Raw genomic sequence first — 14,536 nt, forward strand, 5'->3', positions numbered from 1 at the left:
CCGTGGGCGTCACCGAGCGCAGGGCGCAGCTTCCCCCTGTCATCCTGAGCGAAGCGCGTAGCGCGAAGTCGAAGGATCCTTAATACTCCCAAATAACCAATGCGGAATGACGAAGGATCCTTCGGCTACGCTCAGGATGACAGCGGGTGGATCGCTCAGGATGAAAGGACAATCTGCTCAGGATGACAGCGGGTGGATCGCTCAGGATGCCGACTCAGGAATGGGATGGAGGCGCCGCCAAGGGTTTTGTTCCCCGTGCCCAGTCCACATATCGTCCTCTCACACCTTCCGCCCCACCGCCCGCTGGCGTCGTCTGTATGCCCTCTGACGATCGCGCGCCTTCCTGCGCCTATCATCCCCCAACAGCGACCTGTATCGGGGCAGCGGAATGCCGGAGACGGTCGAGCCGAGCGCACGTCCCACTCGCTCGGCCAGCTTCGCGGGGCCATCGTCAGTCAGGATGTCGTCGGCGAACACCACGATCACCGTGTATCCGGCCGCGCGCAGTGCCTGACGTTTGCGTTCGTCCCAACGATATTGCCGTTTGTCGCGCCGATGGGCATCGCCGTCATATTCGATGATCACCTTCTGCTCCGGATATGCCGCGTCCACAGTGACGGTCATCCGGAGCTCCTCCAGATAGATTTGCCAATGCACGATTGGCCGGGCAAGGCCGTGCCGCATCAGCGAAAGCAGCGTGCGGCACTCCATGACGGAATCGGTCGGTTTATCGATCAGCGATAGCGCTTCCTGGCATTTGCGTTTGCCCGGAAAATCGCCTGTGCCATCCAAAAATTGCGCGGCGTCGGCAATCGTCAGGATTCTGCCTCCGGTGAAGCTGTAGCGAGCTGCGCTTGCCCGCAGAATGGCATCGAGCAGAGTCGTGGTTTCGATCTGGGATAGGAATGCGGAGAGGATCGCCCACGTCGTCAGCGGGTGCGTGCACGTGATGGTTTGCCCATCGTGGGACAGCGTGAGCTGTTGCAGCGTGAGCTGTTGCAGCGTGAGTGATTCGGGCAGATGCAGATAGCGCGTCTTGCGGCGTGCATGGCGTTTGCTGCGATTGGTGTACAGCACATGGAAATCCGCGCCGGACAGTCTGGGACAGTGGGGCAGTTCGATGCGGCACAGTTTGAGCGCGGTGAACCCGGTGTACACCAGATCGCGCATGACCGTTGCTGATTGCATATGCCGTACGCAGGCATCAAGGGTTTCGCGTTGGATCTGGATGAGGGAGTTGAGCAGATAGTCGCGTGGAACGGCGGACTCGGTGGCGTTGGTGTTGTGATTCATGAGCTGAGCGTATCGCGGCTGCATATGCGGAACAATTTCGAGATGGGCTGTGGACGAATGTTGATTTGCCGCCGTATGATGCGGATTCGCCATGCATTATGGCGCCGCTGAGTGCGATGCAATCAGCTGTGGGCGTTGCGGGGCACTCTTGACATCACATTTGTGTCGTCACGTGGAGCGAATGGGCCGTCACGGGGAGCGGGGTGCGTCACGGGGTGCGATCGCTCCATGTGACGGCCCTTGGGAGGCCTTATTTTCCAAGGGTTTTCGGAGTGCGTCACGGGGTGCGGCCGCGCCGAGTGACGGTGTTCGCGCCCTGTGACGGTCCGTTCGCGCCGAGTAACGCCAAGTTCGCGCCCGGTGACGGCCCATCCGCGCCCTGTGACGGAGAACATGGCAAAAGTAAACGGCCGTTGGTATTCCACTGACATGACAATGGAATGCCAACGGCCGTCACGATGATGATTGGCTCGGCTTGGACACCGGCCAACCAAGAATCACTGCGTCACTCGGCGTCGTCTTCAGCCTTGGCGGCAACCGTCGCGCCCTTGCGACGACCGCGATGCTTCATCACACCGGCGACGGCGTCGGCGACGTTGAAGATCACCACGTTCTCGCGCTGGTAGAAGTTGCCCTTGACGGACTGGTAGCTCACTTCGCCTTCCGGAGCCTCCTCAAGCGGGAAATACGGCTGCACCGCGGCAAGAACCTTCGGGGTCTTGACGGTGATGGACAGCACCTGCTTTTCCGCTTCCTTGGAGAAACGCACGGCGTTGGCATCGCCCTTTTCGCACGGCGTGATGGCGATACGCTTGCTGCGATCGTTGATCAGCACCTTGACATATGCCGGGTAGTTGAGCGCCTTGGCGGTTTCCTTATTGAAACGAAGCGCGGAATCGGTGACGGTCAGCTTGATGTTCAGTGACGGTGTAACCGTGGTAATTTCATTAAAGCCCTGCAACAACGACGGCATATTGCACTCCTTTATAGCGGGTCATTACTTATATGAACAACGACAGTATAACATTCATTGCACAATGTGTGGTGCATATAAGAGATGACAATATGCTGCAATAAGTATTAAGTAGGTCGTATTTCGCGTCATTGCCAAGTCATTGCCCATAATGCCGCAAGCGTGCTGCGATCGCATTGCATGTTATGGGGGCATGAAAAAAATCCCGGAGACCAAGTGGCCTCCGGGATTCTCAACCCTGAAGTTTGGGATTTCTATTAGCTAATCAGCGGGTGTTCTGCTTGCGAACGGCGAACGCGGCGATGCCGGCGAGGGCCAGCAGAACAGCGGCGATGGCGTACGGAGCCACGGTGGCACCGGTCTGGGCCAGAGTGGCGCCAGACTTGGAGTCGGTGGTGGAGGCGTTGGTCACGGTGCCGGTGCCGGTGGCCGGGACCTTGGCGGAAGCGGTGTACACCTTGCCGGAGGTGGCGCCCTTGGCGGTCGCCGTGATGGTGGCGCCTTCCTTGACGGCCTTATCGGTCAGGGTGAAACGCAGGTTCAGACCGCCCTTGGCATCGGCCTTGAACGTGTAGGTCTTGTTGGCGATCTGCTCAACGTTGGAAACGTAATCGGTGTCGACGGTCACGTTGACGGTCTCGTTCGGCTCGAACGAACCCGGCTGGAACGTAACGGTGGCAACGTTGCCGGACACGGTGATGGATGCACCGTAGTCATCGGCGAAAGCGACGGTGGTGCCCGCGCTGACGGCAAACAGCGCGGCGATGGCGGCGACGATCGCCACGATCTTCTTCTTCAATCCCTTCATGGGTTACTCCTTAACAAACACGCCGGGGGATAAGCCCTCCGAATCTTTGATTATTCGCGAGGGTCCCAAGTGATTTGGCTTTCCCCCCTACGCGGTAACGACTATACCACCCTTTATGACATCCGGGCAATCGGAAAAGTAACGTTCAAATGAACATGGTGTTGGGTGTTTTGCCTGCTTTTGCGGGCTTTGCGCTGCGGCACAGGCGTTGTCGGGGCTGTGCGATGGATGCGGATGCGTGCGGGCCGAGTCTGTGCTCGGCGTGTGGGGTTTATACCCCCGTCGGTGGTCGGCGATCAGCGCACGGCGTCCGCGATGGTTCTCAGATCCGCGACGATCGACGCGTGCGCCCGCTCGAAGGCCTGCATGTCCTTGCCCTGCGGATCGGGCACATCGTCCACCTGCGGCAGCATCGGACGGGCCAGCGAAGCGTTGTCGATCACCGATTCGAGGCGATCGGCCACCGTGGCGCCGGTGATGAAGCGCTCTCTGGCGCAGTAGGCGGCCGCGTTGGCGAAGTCGGGCAGCAGGAACGTGCGGCGGACCTTGTTCGGGGCGAGCGTGACGATGTCGCCGCGCTGCTCGCGCTCGAAGCACAGGATCAGATCGGCGTTCGCGGCGATCTCGCGGGTGAGCCGGCGTGAGCGGAATGCGGACGGATCGATGCCGTCCCGCTCCATCAGTTCGCGGGAGTGCTCGGCGATCGCGTGGCCATCCAGGCCGTAGGTGCCGGCGGACCGAGCCTGAATGCTCGGATCGGTGATGGAGCGCGGCCACAGCAGCTCTCCCATCGGGGAGCGGCAGATGTTTCCGGTGCAGACGAATAGTATGTTCATCGGTCCCCTTTCGATATTTCACTATATGAGACAAACGTGATGCTGGCGGAACGCCGTCGATCTTGTCCGGATTGCGGCGAAACGTCCCCGCCCGATTGTAGCCCGTTGCGGTGCGCGGGCGGTAGGATTCGTAGCGTGCGGCCCGTTGCCGCGCGGACGGGAGTAGCAGGGCATGGACGAGCTGGAGGGCATTGGCGGCGTGCTGGGCGCGCTGTCCACCACGCAGATGATCGTGGCGGCGGTGGCGCTGCTGCTGGTGGCGGTGGGCCTGTGGCTGGGCGGATACCGGACCGGGCGAATGCTGGAGGAGGAGCGGTCGCGGGACTTGATGCGCCGCATCGAAGGCGAATCCTCGCTGTTCGGCGATGATGTGCCGGTGCGCGAGGCCGAGCGAGGGCTGATCGAGGTCATGCCCAGCGCCGTGGTGGTCGCGGACATCCACGGCATGGTCCGCTATTACAGCCCCGGCGCGCGGCAGCTCGGCGTGGTGCAGGGCGGATGGCTGTCCTCGCGCGAGGTGGAGGACGTGATCATGCAGAGCGCCGAGGACGGGGAGATCTGCCAGCGCGAGGTGGACATGCCCATCAACTATCCGGCGGGCGTGCGTCCCAGGGCGGCGGCGTCCGGACGCGGTCTGACGGTGGGGGACAAGCTGCCCAGCGATACGCTGCACCTGCGGATCCGCGCCGGCCAGATCACCGAAACGCTGTATGCCGTGCTGATCGAGGACGTCAGCGAGCAGAGGCGCTTCGAGGCCATGCGACGCGACTTCGTCACCAATGTCTCGCATGAGCTCAAGACCCCGGCGGGCGCGATCAGCCTGCTGGCCGAAACGATCACCGATGCGGCCGACGACCCCCAGATGGTCCGCTACTTCTCCGGCCGTATCAGCAAGGAGTCCGAGCGGCTCACCGAGATGGTCAAACGCCTGATCGACCTGCAGAAGGCGCAGAGCAACCAGGCGCTCAACCTGTCCGCCACCAACGTCTCCGTGCTCAAGGTGGTGCGCGAGGCCGTGCAGGAGAACGCCGTCCAGGCGCAGGCCAAGCACATCGACGTGAACATCTCGTTCAACGGCGATCAGGTGGCGCCCACCGCCGCCGAGGCCGCCGCGCTTGGGCAGCGTGGGGACGCCACGGTCTTTCTTGACGAGGAGGCGCTCACCACGGCCGTCAAGAACCTTGTGGAGAATGCGGTGCGCTATTCGCCGGAGCACACCACGATCGGCGTGGGCGTGAGCGTGAACGGCGCCAAGGTCGCCATTCGCGTGGTGGATCAGGGCATCGGCATCCCGGCCGACTCGCTGGACCGCATCTTCGAGCGGTTCTACCGCGTTGATCCGGCCCGGTCGCGCGCCACGGGAGGCACCGGGCTGGGGCTTTCGATCGTGAAGCATTGCGTGCAGGAGTGCGGCGGCACGATCTCGGTGTGGTCGCGCGAGGGCGAGGGTTCGACGTTCACGATCGAGCTGCCGGTTTCGACGTATGCGGATTCGGGGAACGGCGCTGTGTCGGGATCCGGTGCGGCGGCGGGATCCGGTGCGGCGGCGGGCTCCGGCTCGGCGTCCGGGAACGATGCGTCGCCGAAACCTGCGCAAGCCAAGGAATCCGGGGAAGCCAAGGAGACCGGTGACTCCAAGGAGTCCGATCATGCTGATGATTCCGCGGAATCATAGCTGAATAGATGCGGATCCCGGCAGGCGGGGTCACTGTCATTGCATCGCTGTCAGCCCAGTCCTGTATGCCCGGTTTGCCCGGTTTGCCCAGTTTGTGCCCCAATTGTGCCCAGATTCCACCCCACAAAGTATGTAGCTCGAGGGGGAAGTATGTAGTCCACAAGGGCGTCGCAGCGGTTTGCACGGAAAGGGAAACAGGGTGTGAATCCGAGATGGCTCGAGTGGGTATGATGGATGGCGGATTGATGAACGTCGCGTCGCCCGGCGCGGTATGCACGAGCGCGCCAAGGGCGCTGGTGGGGGAAGGAGAGAACAGTCGCATGACTCGTATTCTGATCGTCGAGGATGAGGAATCGTACCGCGAGCCGTTGGTGTACCAGCTGCATCGCGAGGGGTTCGAGGTGTCGGCGGCCGCCACCGGCGAGGAGGGTCTTGAGCTTTTCACGAAGGGCGGCATCGATCTGGTGCTGCTGGATCTCATGCTGCCTGGGCTTGACGGCACCTCGCTGTGCCGCCGCATCCGCGAGCAGAGCCGCGTGCCGATCATCATGCTCACCGCCAAGAGCGCCGAGATCGACAAGGTGGTGGGCCTTGAGATCGGGGCGGACGATTATGTGACCAAGCCGTACTCCTTCCGTGAGCTGCTGGCCCGCATCCGCGCGGTGCTGCGACGCAACCAGGGCGGTGCGCTGGCTCCCGGCGGTGGGGACGAGGATGTGCCGCTCAAGTGCGGCGACATCTCCATGCTCGTGGGACAGCATCAGGTCTCCGTGCGCGGCGAGGTGGTGTTCTTCCCCCTCAAGGAGTTCGAGCTGCTCGAATACCTCATGCAGAACAAGGGCCGCGTCATGACCCGTCATCAGCTCATCGACCGCATCTGGGGCTCGGACTACGTGGGGGATACGAAGACCCTCGACGTGCACGTCAAGCGCGTGCGCTCCAAGATCGAAGAGGATCCGGCGCATCCGGCATACCTGACCACCGTGCGCGGACTGGGCTACAAGATCGACGAACCTACCGCGGAATAGCGCCGAAACAGGCGATGTTGCGGGCCGGATGCGTGGTGCGGCGGCCCGGTCCGCAACCATCAAAAAGTATTCATCTTCCGTTCACCATTTTTGGATTGCAACTCCCTCGCACGCCTCTAGGCTGGAATATGTCATGAGATGAGGCGGTCCGGACTCCGGTCCGCCGATATTAAAGATAGAGGGAAACAAGAATGCGCAAGATTGTGATTCGTTCCATTGCCGCCGTGGCTTCCGTTGCCGCGATGGCCTCTCTCGCCGCCTGTGGCGACAACACCTCCGCCAGCACCAGCACCTCTGGCAGCAACACTTCCGCCGCGGCCTCCGGCCTTTCCGGCGAATTCCAGGGCAAGGGCGCTTCCTCCCAGAAGACCGCCGTGCAGACTTGGATCAACAACTTCCAGGAGCAGAACCCGGACGTCAAGATCGGTTACGATCCGTCCGGCTCCGGCGCCGGTGTGAGCGCCTTCGGCCAGGGCGCCGCCGCTTGGGCTGGCTCCGATGCCGCCCTGACCGCCGATCAGGTCAAGCAGTCCTCCGAGAAGGCCTGCGCCGCCGGCACCACCGCCTTCGATGTCCCGGTCTACGTCTCCCCGATCGCCGTCATCTTCAACCTTGAGGGCATCTCCGGCCAGGACAAGCACCTGAACCTCGACGCCGCCACCATCGCCAAGATCTTCGACGGCAAGATCACCAAGTGGAACGACCCGGCCATCGTCGAGCAGAACTCCGACGTCACCCTGCCGGACAAGGCCATCACCGTGGTTCACCGCTCCGATAAGTCCGGCACCACCAAGAACTTCCTTGACTACGTCCAGAAGGCCGGCGGCAAGGAGAACTGGAACTACGAGGTCGGCGAGAACTGGCCGAACGAGGTTGGTCAGGCCGCCAAGGGCACCGATGGTGTGGTGAACACCGTCAAGCAGGCCGATGGCACCATCGGTTACGCCGATGGCTCCGCCGTTGGCTCCCTCGGCACCGTCGCCGTCAAGGTCGGCGAGAAGTACGTCGCCTACAACGATGAGGGCGCCGCCGCCAAGACTCTGGACGATTCCGAGCTCGACTCCTCCGCCGAGGGTGCGAACCGCGTGGTTGTGAACATCAACCGCACCACCACCGCCGATGGCGCCTACCCGGTCATTCTGGTTTCCTACGCGATCGCCTGCCCGCAGTACCAGAGCGGCGAGGACACCGGCAAGTTCGTCAAGGCTTGGCTGACCTACATCACCTCCGAGGAGGGCCAGAAGGCCGCTGCCGAGGATGCTGGTTCCTCCCCGATCTCGGACACCCTGCGCTCCAAGGTCACCGAGTCCATCAACGCCATCAAGTGAGTCATAGGGCCCGGTAGCAAGCCGGGTCCATGATCACACCTCACATCCGAAACGTGTAGCCGCAGTCCGCTGGGTTTAGGGACTATCCGCCCCGCGGCTGCGGTTTCGCTTGGATACGTAGCGATTTAAGGAGAACCCGTGAGTTCGCAAGAAAAGGCCGTTGTGGAGCCGGTGACCGGCAAGACCGCCGATAAGGTCTTCAAGGTCATCGTCTACGCGTGCGGCATCATGATTCTCGTGGCCCTTGGCGCGGTGACGCTGTTCCTGCTGTACCGTGCTTGGCCGCTCATCGGCGGCGATCAGTCCGCCAACTCCGAAACCATCAACACCCTGACCGGTGGCAAGGCCAACAACTTCTGGCAGTACGTTGGGCCGCTGCTGTTCGGTACCGTACTTGTGGCAGCCTTGGCTCTGATTCTGGCCTTCTTCATCTCCCTCGGCATCGCGTTGTTCATCTCGCATTACGCGCCGAAGCAGCTGGCCACCGTCCTGAGCTCGGTCGTCGATCTGCTCGCCGCCATCCCCTCCGTTATCTACGGTCTTTGGGGCGGCGTGATCTTGGTGCCGGCCATCTACCCGTTCTGGAACTGGGTGGCCACCTATCTGGGATGGATTCCGATTTTCAGCGGTCCGGCGGCAAATCCGTCGCGTACCGTCGCAACCGTGGCCGTGGTGCTCGCCGTGATGATCCTGCCGATCATCACCTCCGTGTCGCGCGACATCTTCCTGCAGACCCCGCGCCTGCAGCAGGAAGCTGCGTTGGCCCTTGGCGCCACCAAGTGGGAAATGATCAAGCTCGCCGTCCTTCCGTTCGGCAAGTCCGGTATCGTTTCGGCCTCGATGCTCGGCCTCGGCCGTGCACTGGGTGAGACGATGGCCGTCTTGATGATCCTTTCCCCCGGCCTCAACTACTCGTTCAAACTGCTGCAGGCTTCGCAGAACCAGACGATCGCCGCCAACATCGCCGCCCAGTACCCTGAGGCCGATGACCTTGGCGTGTCGGTGCTGATCGGCACCGGTCTGGTGCTGTTCGTGCTGACCTTCCTGGTCAACTACATCGCCCGCAAGATCACCGATAAGGCAGGTGCCTGATGGCTGAAGCGGCAAAGAAGAAGAGCTCGATGGACGGCGCTCCCGTTCTCGATTTCGACAAGTTCAAGCCGACCCGTTCGTTCATCGCGGCTCGTAAGCGCAAGAACACGATCATGCAGGCGCTCATTGTGATCGCCTTCATCATCGCCCTCATCCCGCTGATCTCGGTGCTTTGGACCACGATCGCCGATGGCTTCCAGCGTCTGAACATCGATTTCCTGACCCACAACATGAAGGGCATTTCCGGTGGTAAGCCGTCCGCCTCCGGTGGCTACGGTGGTGTGCTCCACGCCATCATCGGTACGCTGGAGATCACCGGCGGCGCTATGATCATCTCCATCCCGATCGGTCTGCTGTGCGCGGTCTATCTGGTTGAGTACGCCCACGGCGGCAGCCTCGCGAAGACCATCTCCATGCTCGTCGACGTCATGAGCGGTATCCCGTCCATCGTCGCCGGTCTGTTCGCCTTCTCGATGTTCACCATCCTTGGCGGCCCCGGTACGATCAACGGCTTCGAAGGCTCTGTGGCATTGTCCCTGCTGATGATGCCGACCGTGGTCAAGACCAGCGAGGAAATGCTCAAGATCGTCCCCGGCGATCTGCGTGAGGCGTCCTACGCTCTGGGCGTCACCAAGCAGCGCACGATCACCAAGATCGTGCTGCGCACGGCCCTCCCGGGCATCGTGTCCGGCGCCATTCTGGCTATCGCCCGTGTTATTGGTGAGACCGCTCCTCTGCTTATGACGGCAGGCTACATCAGCTCCACGAACGCCAATCTGTTCTCGGGCCAGATGACCACCCTGCCTGTGTACGTCTATCAGGAGTACAGCACCATGACCGTCTCCTGCTCGAAGAGCGCCGGTCCGTCCTGCATCACCACGATCCCGACCGAGCGCGCTTGGGCGGCCGCCCTTGTGCTGATCATCATCGTTCTTCTGCTGAACCTTCTGGGCCGTCTGATCGCCAAGATCTTCGCGGTCAAGACCGAGCAGTGATTCGACTCTAGGAACAAAACCAAAGGAAACATAATGGGACAGCGTATTGATGTCAACCATTTGAACGTCTACTACGGCAACTTCCTGGCCGTCGAAGACGTGAACATGAACATTGAGGCCAACAAGGTCACCGCCTTCATCGGCCCCTCCGGCTGCGGCAAGTCCACCGTGCTCCGCACCCTCGACCGCATGCACGAGATCATCCCCGGCGCCCACTGCAAGGGCGAGGTCCTGCTCGAGGGCAAGAACCTCTACGGCGCCGATGTGGATCCCGTGGCCGTGCGTCGTGACGTCGGCATGGTGTTCCAGCGCCCGAACCCGTTCCCCACGATGTCCATTCGTGAGAACGTGCTCGCCGGTGTCCGTCTGAACAACCGCAAGATCTCCAAGTCCGACGCCGACGACCTCGTCGAGTGGGCGCTTCGCGGCGCCAACCTCTGGCAGGAGGTCAAGGATCGTCTGGACAACCCGGGCATCGGCCTGTCCGGTGGTCAGCAGCAGCGTCTGTGCATCGCTCGCGCCGTGGCCGTCCACCCGCAGGTGCTGCTTATGGACGAGCCCTGCTCCGCTCTGGACCCGATCTCGACGCTGGCCGTCGAGGATCTGATCAACGAGCTGAAGGGTGAGTACACGATCGTGATCGTGACCCACAACATGCAGCAGGCCGCCCGTATCGCCGACTACACCGGCTTCTTCAACCTGAAGGCCGTTGGTCAGCCGGGCCATCTGGAGTACTTCGCGGACACCACCACGATGTTCAACAACCCGCAGAACGAAGAGGCCGAGCGCTACATCACCGGTCGCTTCGGCTGATCCTTTAACAGAAAAAGCCCCGCCTTTGGCGGGGCTTTTTCTGTTAAAGGATCAGCGACCGAGCTGCTGAGCCGTCAAGCAAACGCCAGAGGCGTTTGTAGGCGAAGGCGAGCCGACAGGCGAGCAGTATGGCAGCGCGTAGCTCCGTTTCCTACCAATAAACACAGCCCCGCTTCGGTGGGGCTTTTTCTGTTAAAGGATCAGCGACGGAGCTGCTTCGCAACACCCCTGACTCATGGCGGTGTTACGCTCTAGCTTGTTCGGAGCCAAACCGTGGCAATCGTGCGGCGATTCTCAGCCGTCCGTCATTCTCCACGGCCACCGCCCCGCTTCCCGCCGCACCTTGCGCCGGAGAGAGAAAGCTAAGGAGAACACAGAGTATGGAGAGCTTCTTCAAACTCAAGGAGAACGGTACCACCGCCTCCACCGAAATCACCGCGGGCCTGACGACCTTCTTCGCGATGAGCTACATCATCGTCGTCAACCCCCAGATTCTGAGCCAGACCGGCATGCCGTGGGGCGGCGTCTTCCTCGCCACCATCATCGCGGCCATCATCGGCACCCTCGTCATGGGCCTGTTCGCCAATGTGCCGTATGCGCAGGCGGCCGGCATGGGCCTCAACGCCTTCTTCACCTACACCGTCTGCTTCGGCCTGGGCTTCTCCTGGCAGCAGACCCTGTGCATGGTGTTCCTGTGCGGTGTCATCAACATCATCATCACGGTCACCAAGATCCGCAAGATGATTATCGAATCCATTCCGCCCATGCTGCAGAACGCCATCGGCGGCGGCATCGGCATCTTCGTGGCCTACGTGGGCATGCTGAACGTCGACCTCATCAAGTTCACCCCGGACGAGGCGACCACCGACCACGCCGTCGGCGCGACCCCTGGTCTGGCCACGCTGAACAACCCCACGCTGTGGCTGTTCCTCATCGGCCTGCTGCTGGCCGTCGTGTTCACCGTGCTCAAGGTCAAGGCCGGCATGCTGCTGACCATTGTGATCACCGCGATCATCGGCATCCCCATGGGCCAGACCTCCATGGCCAACTCCATCTCCATCGGAGACACCTTCGCCCAGCTTCCGCAGACCTTCGGCGTGATCTTCACGGGCGACGGCTTCCCGTCCCTGTTCTCCGACCCGGCCAAGATCCCGCTGGTGCTGGTCACCATCTTCGCGTTCTCCATGTCCGACACCTTCGACACCCTGGGCACCTTCATCGGCACCGGCCGTCGCACGGGCATCTTCTCCGACGAGGATATGAAGAACATGGAGAACGGCAGCGGTTTCTCCTCCAAGCTGGACCGCGCCCTGTTCGCCGACTCCATCGCCACCTCGATCGGCGCCATCTGCGGCACCTCGAACACCACCACCTACGTGGAGTCCTCGGCGGGCATCGCCGCCGGTGGCCGCACCGGTCTGACCTCGGTGGTCGTGGCGATCTGCTTTGCACTGTCCGCCTTCCTGTCCCCGGTCATTTCCGCCGTTCCGTCCGCCGCGACCGCCGGCGTGCTGGTGATCGTGGGCTGCATGATGGCCGCGTCCCTCAAGGAGATCGACTGGAGCGACATCTCCATCGCCATCCCGGCGTTCTTCGCGTCCGTGTTCATGGCGTTCTCCTACTCCATCAGCTACGGCATCGCCGGCGGCTTCATCACCTACTGCATCGTCAAGGTTTGCAAGAAGGAAGCCAAGGACGTGCACCCGATCATCTGGATCGTCTCGGTGCTCTTCATCCTCAACTTCATCCTGCTGGCCGTGCTGTAAGGCCGCGTAGATCCGTAGGCCTGCCGGTCTATCGGCGGGTCTATCGGTGCAGGCATGTTGCGAAGGTCCCGGTTCCCTGCATGCGGAGCCGGGACCTTCGCGTATCTGCGCACGCGAGTGTTTGCGACTGACCGGGTCATTGCCGGGAATCGGGGGCGATTCGGGACGCAGGGGCCCCGTCTATGTCTCAAGTTGCTACCAAAGTCGGTAGTGGTGGCGATTTGAGACGCAGTCGGCAGCTCGTGTGTCTCAAAATGCCACCACTTCAAAATTCGGTGGCGACTTGAGACGCAGGGGGCAGTATTCGTGTCTCAAAACGCCACCGATTCTGAAAATGGTGGCGACTTCGGACGCACCATCGCCTGCACGTGTCTCGAATCGCATCCCATTCCGGAATTGGTGGCGATTCGGGACGCAGGGGCCCCGTCCGCGTCTCAAGTTGCTACCAAAGTCGAGGATGGTGGCGTTTTGAGACTCAGGGGGCGGTATCTGTGTCTCAATACACCACCAATTCCGGTAGTGGTGGCGTTTTGAGACACGGGAGCCCCACCTGTGTCTCAAAACGCAACCAAATGCACAGGGGCCCGGCCGATCACATGGAACGGTCGGGCCCCTGTAAGGCCAAGTCAGTACGGCGATCAGTACCACCTGTGCGAGCGCCAGAAGGAGTAGGCGCCTTGGATGCTGCCGTAGCGGCTGTTGCAGTAGTTGAAGAACCACTTGAGCTGCGTCTGGTAGTTGGTGCGCCAGTCGGAGCCCGCGGAGGCCATCTTGCTGCCGGGCAGGGCCTGAGGCAGACCGTATGCGCCGGACGACGGGTTGGAGGAGTTGACCTGCCAGCCGGATTCGTGGTTGATGATGAACACGGTGGCCGTGAAGTCGGCCTCGCTGTAGCCGTTGGCCAGCAGGTAGTCGTGCGCCCACTGCTGCATCGCGCCCACCGGGGTGGTGGTGCCGATGGAGGAGGCTGCGGAATTCGAGGACGATGAGCCGGAGGTCGACTTCTTCGCGGTGGCCTTCTTAGTGCCCACGAGCACGACCTTGTCCACCGGGGCGGTCTTGACGTACTTGGAGATGGTGTTCGTGGAGACGACCGCATCGCCGTTGCGGGTGACGAGGTTGGTGGACTCGACCACGCCGTTGACGCCCTCGGTCTGCACCTTGGTGGTGCCGGCGGGCAGGGAGTCGTCCTCCTTCTGCACGGTGTTGAACGGGATCTCCTCGTCGACGGTTTCGACGGTGGCGTTGGCGCGGGTGATCGTGATCGTCGTCGATTCGTTCACCGGCTCATCAAGTCCGGGGGTGACGGTGTCCGTGGGGTCCAGGGTGATGTCCCCGGCCTCCAGCACGGAACGGACGTCGGTGAGGTTGTCGCCCAGCACCACGCGCTGGTCGCCGTTGATGTCCACTGTGACGTAGGAGGTGTTTGCGTTCGCTCCGCCGGCGCCTTCGCTGATGGCCCTGCGAACCGTGTCACGGGAGACTTCGATGCCCTTCATATCCGTGGCGGAATACGACGTGATTTCGGTTGATGTATCCGATGCCGCGACCGAACGCGCGTAGAAATCGCGCGAAACCAGCCCCACGCTCACCACTGCGGCGACCGCGGCGATGCCCGCGATGCAGCGCGCCCACTGACGCTTGGTGATCAGTTTAAGTGGGGAGGTATGCGATTTTTCGTGGCGTCCCATCTAGCTCCTTCGGGTTGCGGATAATGCCCGGCGTGCGTCCGCGCAACAGGGCGCCTGACGCACACACAATCTCCAGATTAGACCAAAATCGCTAAATACGGTAATCGCGCGAAATCGGAGGGGCTAGATATGGGACGTTTCAGGTCCTGAAAATGCGCGGAAAATCGCAACGTCGGCAATATACAGGAAAGCCCCCTGGCGCATGTTGCGCGAGGGGGCTTGCACGATCCGCAAACCG

Annotated in this window: 12 protein-coding genes; 7 read left to right on the plus strand and 5 right to left on the minus strand. The window is 61.9% G+C overall.

What is annotated here, in order from left to right; all coding sequences use genetic code 11:
• Positions 1 to 279 precede the first annotated feature (279 nt).
• The 4 genes from EMO90_RS08330 to EMO90_RS08345 form a co-directional block, all read right to left on the minus strand.
• A complete protein-coding gene (locus tag EMO90_RS08330; RefSeq protein ID WP_223849758.1) occupies positions 280 to 1,293 on the minus strand; it encodes a DUF559 domain-containing protein in 1,014 nt (337 codons plus the stop codon).
• A gap of 505 nt (positions 1,294 to 1,798) precedes the next feature.
• On the minus strand, positions 1,799 to 2,266 hold the full coding sequence (locus EMO90_RS08335; protein ID WP_150354121.1) for a hypothetical protein: 468 nt from the start codon (positions 2,264 to 2,266) through the stop codon (positions 1,799 to 1,801).
• A gap of 265 nt (positions 2,267 to 2,531) precedes the next feature.
• On the minus strand, positions 2,532 to 3,074 hold the full coding sequence (locus EMO90_RS08340; RefSeq protein WP_223849759.1) for a hypothetical protein: 543 nt from the start codon (positions 3,072 to 3,074) through the stop codon (positions 2,532 to 2,534).
• Positions 3,075 to 3,370: 296 nt separating this feature from the next.
• Entirely contained in the window at positions 3,371 to 3,910 is a 540-nt protein-coding gene (locus EMO90_RS08345) for an arsenate reductase/protein-tyrosine-phosphatase family protein (RefSeq protein ID WP_150354122.1), read from the minus strand.
• 226 nt (positions 3,911 to 4,136) lie between these two features.
• On the opposite strand from EMO90_RS08345, the gene EMO90_RS08350 reads away from it, so the two are divergent.
• The 7 genes from EMO90_RS08350 (at position 4,137) to EMO90_RS08380 (ending at position 12,607) form a co-directional block, all read left to right on the plus strand.
• Positions 4,137 to 5,585 (plus strand): sensor histidine kinase, encoded by a 1,449-nt coding sequence (locus EMO90_RS08350; protein WP_150354164.1) that lies wholly within the window; start codon positions 4,137 to 4,139, stop codon positions 5,583 to 5,585.
• Between the two features lie 320 nt (positions 5,586 to 5,905).
• Positions 5,906 to 6,613 (plus strand): response regulator transcription factor, encoded by a 708-nt coding sequence (locus tag EMO90_RS08355; RefSeq protein WP_150354123.1) that lies wholly within the window; start codon positions 5,906 to 5,908, stop codon positions 6,611 to 6,613.
• A gap of 191 nt (positions 6,614 to 6,804) precedes the next feature.
• On the plus strand, positions 6,805 to 7,941 hold the full coding sequence (pstS, locus tag EMO90_RS08360; RefSeq protein ID WP_150354124.1) for a phosphate ABC transporter substrate-binding protein PstS: 1,137 nt from the start codon (positions 6,805 to 6,807) through the stop codon (positions 7,939 to 7,941).
• A gap of 138 nt (positions 7,942 to 8,079) precedes the next feature.
• Complete coding sequence (gene pstC, locus EMO90_RS08365; RefSeq protein ID WP_150354125.1) at positions 8,080 to 9,033, plus strand: phosphate ABC transporter permease subunit PstC; 954 nt, start codon at positions 8,080 to 8,082, stop codon at positions 9,031 to 9,033.
• On the plus strand, positions 9,033 to 10,028 hold the full coding sequence (gene pstA, locus EMO90_RS08370; RefSeq protein WP_190972010.1) for a phosphate ABC transporter permease PstA: 996 nt from the start codon (positions 9,033 to 9,035) through the stop codon (positions 10,026 to 10,028). Before pstC ends, pstA begins: the two co-directional genes overlap by 1 nt.
• Before the next feature lie 33 nt (positions 10,029 to 10,061).
• Entirely contained in the window at positions 10,062 to 10,841 is a 780-nt protein-coding gene (pstB, locus tag EMO90_RS08375; RefSeq protein WP_150394994.1) for a phosphate ABC transporter ATP-binding protein PstB, read from the plus strand.
• A 380-nt stretch (positions 10,842 to 11,221) separates the two neighbouring features.
• Entirely contained in the window at positions 11,222 to 12,607 is a 1,386-nt protein-coding gene (locus EMO90_RS08380) for an NCS2 family permease (protein ID WP_150354127.1), read from the plus strand.
• A gap of 638 nt (positions 12,608 to 13,245) precedes the next feature.
• Here the strand turns inward: EMO90_RS08380 and EMO90_RS08385 are convergent.
• Entirely contained in the window at positions 13,246 to 14,298 is a 1,053-nt protein-coding gene (locus EMO90_RS08385) for an aggregation-promoting factor C-terminal-like domain-containing protein (RefSeq protein WP_150354128.1), read from the minus strand.
• Positions 14,299 to 14,536: the final 238 nt, after the last annotated feature.

This window comes from Bifidobacterium vespertilionis (genome assembly GCF_008698145.1).
Classification (GTDB): Bacteria; Actinomycetota; Actinomycetes; order Actinomycetales; family Bifidobacteriaceae; genus Bifidobacterium; species Bifidobacterium vespertilionis.